A 4,848-nucleotide genomic window follows, 5' to 3' on the forward strand; every position below is an offset into this window, starting at 1 on the left:
GTGTTCATGACACGCTTACTCTAATTTTATCCTGCGACCTGTTATCACCAAGGAAGAGCAACAACAGGTGTGATGACCAGTCGAAGTTGATGCTCTATCCCAAACGCGTCAGGGCTTTCAATGTAGTTCCAGTATTGAAGACCAAACTTGATGGGTTTGCCACCAATGAGAGTCGTCTTAGCGAACCCAATACCAATAGGGAATGACAATTTATTTCCACTGCTCGCTTCGTGATTATAGCTCCAAGTTGGTTGCGCTTGAATTTGCCATCCATCGTCTAGATTCGCGGTATAGAAGTACTGTCCACCAGTAATACTCGCGTCGGCGTCATTGCTTCCGCCAGCGTTCCATTGATGGGTAATTAACGCCCCGATAACCCCCCAGCTTTGTACGTAGGCTAAGGCAAACTCTGGACCGAGTAAGAATTGATCGTTACCCAGTTCATCGCTTGTTGCGGTGGGCAGTGTACCCACTACCCCCCCCACGACAATCATGCCGCTCTCAAAGGTATGACCAACGGCCACATCAAAGCCGATATCACCGAGACCTGCATCTGAATTTTCAAATCTATCGCCCTTGTAATAGGGTTGGTCAAATATTAAAGGTATATTTGGTCTGATAAATAAGTTGGTTCGCTCTGCAATTGGCACAGGGAGAACAGGTTGAAAGCTCAAGCGATACCCGTTCTGACTGTTCGCTGAATTTAAGTCGCCTTGATAGTTCGTCCAATCCAAGTTAAAGGACATCGAGCCAAGCGTTGTGTTTGGGTTGGCTAGCTCTTTAGCTACCTCCTCTACATCTTGCCCCTCGTCGGCTAACACTACGATGGGAAGAGTGACAGCAAAGAAGAATATCGCGCTTAAACTTCGTAATTTAAGGTTTGGCATTTTTTTTCCCTGACGAAAACGTTGGTACATAAACGTTTAGCTATGAAGGATTATTTTGTCAAAGTTGCCTTTATAGAGAAGGGCAGCTCTGGAGCGGCAAAGTCAATAGTTGTGGGTGAGATGAGCGTAAAAGTGATTGTTTTTGAGTCACTTTCTCTTGTCACGTTAGATTTGTCTTATCAATGAGCAAAGATGAGGATCAGGTAGATAGCGTGAAATTATTGGTCTAAGATTTTTGACACGTAACACTTATAGTTCATCTCACACACACGGGATAAAATTATGAAACCACTAGAATCATTCATTAAAAAGGCTACGATCGTCGGCTTTGGCCTTATGTCACCACTTGTTATCGCCGCTAATTATGATGTTGTAATTTTGAACGGCAGAGTTATCGACCCTGAAACAAATTTCGATTCTGTTGCTAATGTCGGGATCAAAGATAATAAGATCACAGCAATAACGACCGATAGTATTTCTGGGGATAAAACTATTGACGCTACAGGTAAAGTTGTTGCCCCTGGATTCATCGACGTCCACGCTCATGGTCAAAACATTGGTGACTACAGAATGCAGGCGATGCAAGGCGTTACCACTATGCTGGAACTCGAATCTGGTGTTCTACCTATCAGTGACTGGTATGCAGGACAAGCTGAAAAAGGCTTACCATTAAACTATGGTGCAGCAGCTGGTTGGACTTACGCTCGTATTGCTACATTTAGTGAGACGGAACCCGAAGCGACCGTTGGCTATTTCCAAAAAGCTCAATCACGTAATGATTGGAAGATGGATATAGCAACACCTGAGCAAGAAAGTAAAATCATCAAGCTGATTGAGCAAGGCCTTGATGAAGGTGGCCTAGGTATCGGGATTAACGCTGGCTATGCACCGGGCCATGGTCAAAAAGAATATTATGCATTGGCTGAATTAGCCGCAGAAAGAGACGTAGCAACCTATACTCACGTTCGCTATGCCAGCAATGCCGAGCCACAAAGCTCGTTTGAAGCCGTTAAAGAATTAGTGGGCAATGCCGCTATCACTGGCGCTCATATGCACTTTTGTCATATTAACAGTACTTCATTAAAAGATATCGAAACCATCTTACCTATGGTCAATAAGGCTCAAGAACAAGGAATCAATGTTACTGTGGGCGCTTACCCTTGGGGCGCAGCAAGTACTGTCGTTGGCGCAGCCATGTTTTCTGGTGAAGGCTGGCGGGAACGTATGGGTTCAACCGCTGAAAACTTTCAGCTAGGTAAAGAACGTATGACAGAAGAACAGTTGAAAGACTACCAAGAAAATAAACCTGGTACCTTTATTGTCTGGCACTTCCTAGACGAGCAAAACCCTAAAGATCTTGCTCTATTAGACGCTTCGATTCTAAATCCTAATGTGTTGATTGAATCTGACGAAATGTTCTGGATGCATATGGACGAAGACGGCCACATTGAAAATTATGCAGGTGACGAGTGGCCATTACCAAAAGATCTATTCTCTCATCCTAGATCAAATGGCACCTTTGCTAAAGTACTCAGAGTCTATGTTCGTGAGCGCGGCTTGTTAACGATGACGGAAGCACTACGTAAAATGACACTGATGCCAGCTCAATTAATAGAAGATTTTGTCCCTCAAATGAAAAATAAAGGACGAATCCAAACTAATATGGACGCAGATATCGTGGTATTCGACCCAGAAACTATCGCTGATGTGGGCACCTACCAAGATCCTAACCACCCAGCCGTAGGCGTACATTGGTTATTGGTTAACGGCAAAATCGTTGTCAACAACACACAACTAGATACAGACGTTAAAGCAGGCGAAGCCATTCGACGTTAATTCACCTAATCAATGATAAATCAGACTATAGAAAGCGATACTCAGGTATCGCTTTTTTATCTCACCTCTTCGATAATTTCTTAAAGTGTCACATATAATACTTTTAAATGAATTTTCTAATTGAGGTAACATTTAGATAGATTTGCCAAAAATATTCGACATAAATCACGTTTTTATCATGTCATTGGGCGTAGTTTATTTATAAAAAGGTGCATAAAAAGGTGCGTACAAAGGGCTTAACACTCCGTTTGATATAAATCCGTACCTATCTTTACTTCCAAACTTCCAAACTTCCAAACTTCCAAACTTCCAACATATTTATATTTTATAGAAGCTAACACTGTTAAGGAAAATTTCAAATATGGACAACAAATCTGAAATCGAACCAAGTAATGATAAAGCGACAAAGTCAGGTGCACCAAAATTACCAGAATTTGAAATAAAAGATTATTCAAAAATCCCTCAACGAACACACAAATATCCTGCATCTGAACGTGCAAAAAAAATTGTTCGAGATTCTATGGCTATTGACAGCCTTTTTTCCGGTCTTTGGCCCTCTCAATGGTCTTCACCTGAAGCACCAGAATTCCATGATGAAATGGACAAGTGCAAAGCCGCTGGATTCAAGGTACTAGCAGCATGTCCTTCCGCAGACTCGTTAGATGCCTCGGTTGAAGGCATTATGAAAGGCGCTCAGTTCTACCTAAGCAAAATGAAAGAACGCCCAGACGACTATATGATGATCCGCACTACCAAAGATATTGATGAAGCGGTAAAACAAAACAAATTGGGTATTTACTTCACTCACCAAGGTACTCAAATATTTGGTGGTGATGTTGATCGCGTAGGACTATGGCGTGAGATGGGCTATGGTTACTGTTTATTGGCATATAATCAACGTAATGATGTGGGTGATGGCTGCTTCGAAATTGAGAACCGTGGTCTAACTGAATATGGAAAAAAACTTGTCGACGCTTATAACCGATACGGTATGCCTGTTGATGTAAGCCATACTGGCGAACGAACCTCCTTAGATGCGATTGAACGCAGTAGCCAACCTGTCATTTCTTCGCATTCAGGTGCGAAAGCCATTGCCGATTATCAGAGAAGCCTTTCTGACGCTGTGATTAAAGGTGTTGCGGCAACCGGTGGGGTTTGCTCAATAAATATGGTGGCTGCCTTTATGGATACATCTAACCCAGATATATTGACGACTGAACAATTATTTCGACATATTGATTATATGGTCAACTTAGTCGGTATAGACCACGTTGGCTTCGGTTCAGACTATATCCCGAACATCAATTTTACAGCGTCTATTATTCAAACACCAATGGGGCAGAACGTATTCCCTGATGGTGGCTATAGTGCCGCTGTAGGAGCAAAAGGGTTTCCTACCCCAGCACCATATCAAATTGTTGCAGCTCTAATTGATACCATGCTTGAAAATGGATACTCAGAAGAAGACTGCAGCAAGTTCTTAGGTGGCAACATGTACCGAGTATTTGATCAAGTCTGGGTATAAGAAGTTTATTAAATTTACTCAATAATTAGCACTTCTAACATCTCGTTTAGAAGTGCTTTTTTAATCGCTTCGAATGAGACTGCAGTTTATGACTGCTCCTAACTTGTTATTGTCCAATTTCGTGCTAATAGGTACCAGAATCTTCCGTGATTGTTAAGTTCGATGAAGGGATAAAACCTTCAAATCAATCTAAGTATGTTTTGAAAATGTGATTAAAAAGGCTGAATCAATAAACTGATCAGCCGTATCCGCCCCATGAACCCACGGGGCGACTTGTCAGTGTTTGAAGTTCCAAGGTAGGAGTGCGTCGATATCAGGCTCTGCTTTCGCGAGCTCTTTCATGCACTTGACCATGTAGTCGTAGAGGATAAGACCGTTGGCTTTCGCGGTCTCGATGATGCTGTAAAGCATCGCGCTCGCCTCAGCACCATTTGGTGTGTTAGAGAACAGCAAATTTTTTCTGCCAATGACCAGTGGTTTAATTGCACGTTCAGCGCGATTATTATCGATAGATAAGTGACCATCGTCGATATAACGAATGAGCTTTGGCCATTGCCCGAGCGTGTACTTTATCGCTTTCCCTAGTGGGCTAGAGCCTAT

4 protein-coding genes are annotated in these 4,848 nt (G+C 42.5%); 2 read left to right on the forward strand and 2 right to left on the reverse strand.

Annotated elements, in window-relative coordinates:
- Nucleotides 1–44 precede the first annotated feature (44 nt).
- Nucleotides 45–887 (reverse strand): hypothetical protein, encoded by an 843-nt coding sequence (locus AB4558_RS21585; RefSeq protein WP_372074723.1) that lies wholly within the window; start codon nucleotides 885–887, stop codon nucleotides 45–47.
- Between the two features lie 282 nt (nucleotides 888–1,169).
- Between AB4558_RS21585 and AB4558_RS21590 the strand changes: the two genes are divergently transcribed.
- Both AB4558_RS21590 and AB4558_RS21595 read left to right on the forward strand, forming a co-directional pair.
- Nucleotides 1,170–2,723 carry an amidohydrolase family protein gene (locus tag AB4558_RS21590; protein WP_017062426.1) on the forward strand — a complete coding sequence of 518 codons (1,554 nt, stop codon included), beginning with the start codon at nucleotides 1,170–1,172 and terminating at the stop codon, nucleotides 2,721–2,723.
- 361 nt (nucleotides 2,724–3,084) lie between these two features.
- Nucleotides 3,085–4,248, forward strand: a complete 1,164-nt coding sequence (locus AB4558_RS21595) for a dipeptidase (RefSeq protein ID WP_017029485.1) — start codon at nucleotides 3,085–3,087, stop codon at nucleotides 4,246–4,248.
- Between the two features lie 276 nt (nucleotides 4,249–4,524).
- Here the strand turns inward: AB4558_RS21595 and AB4558_RS21600 are convergent.
- The coding region (locus AB4558_RS21600) for a transposase (RefSeq protein ID WP_372074990.1) at nucleotides 4,525–4,848 on the reverse strand (324 nt) is incomplete at its 5' end.

Source organism: Vibrio sp. 10N.222.51.C5 (genome assembly GCF_041474575.1).
GTDB lineage: Bacteria > Pseudomonadota > Gammaproteobacteria > Enterobacterales > Vibrionaceae > Vibrio > Vibrio crassostreae_C.

What these genes read in the sequence shown, in the direction of transcription:
- AB4558_RS21585 (WP_372074723.1), bottom strand. Translation starts at nt 887, where the DNA reads ATGCCAAACCTTAAATTACGAAGTTTAAGCGCGATATTCTTCTTTGCT.
- AB4558_RS21590 (WP_017062426.1), top strand. Translation starts at nt 1,170, where the DNA reads ATGAAACCACTAGAATCATTCATTAAAAAGGCTACGATCGTCGGCTTT.
- AB4558_RS21595 (WP_017029485.1), top strand. Translation starts at nt 3,085, where the DNA reads ATGGACAACAAATCTGAAATCGAACCAAGTAATGATAAAGCGACAAAG.